The 439-nt window shown below is 65.4% G+C and carries 1 protein-coding gene; it reads left to right on the top strand.

The genetic code is table 11. The annotated features are described in order from the left end of the window. On the top strand, nucleotides 1–439 hold a 439-nt coding region (locus tag D3D01_RS22920; RefSeq protein WP_121513877.1), incomplete at both ends, for a DUF945 family protein.

The following is a 439-nucleotide window of genomic DNA, read 5'->3' as shown; positions in this document are numbered from 1 at the left end:
GAAAAAATCTGCAGGTATCGCTGTAGGCGCACTCGTTGCCGTCGCCGCCATCGGCGCGGGCGGCGCCTGGTACACCGGCAACCAGCTGCCCACGGTACTGGACGAATCGATCAAGCAGGCCAACGCCGACATGGCCAAGACCCTGCCGGCACTGGGCCTGGACGCTTCCATCGAGCTGCTGTCGCTGGAGCGCCATTTCCTCAGCAGCAACGCCCGCTACCGCATCACCTTCAACGGCTCGCTGGACGGCGACGAGCCGCGCCAGTTCGAGCTGGTGATCAACGACCGCATCGAGCACGGCCCTTTCCCGCTGTCGCGCCTCAAGGCGTTCAAGCTGATGCCGGTCATGGCCACCAGCAACTACGCCCTGGAGTCCAACCCGGCGCTGGAGAAATGGTTCGCCGCCGCCAATGGCAAGTCGCCGGTGGAAGGTCAGGCC

Origin of the sequence: Haloarcula sp. Atlit-7R, from assembly GCF_003666065.1 — an archaeon.
Taxonomy (GTDB): domain Archaea; phylum Halobacteriota; class Halobacteria; order Halobacteriales; family Haloarculaceae; genus Haloarcula; species Haloarcula taiwanensis.
The sequence above is the reverse complement of the archived record's forward strand: the minus strand, read 5'-3'. Positions and strand labels throughout refer to the sequence as shown.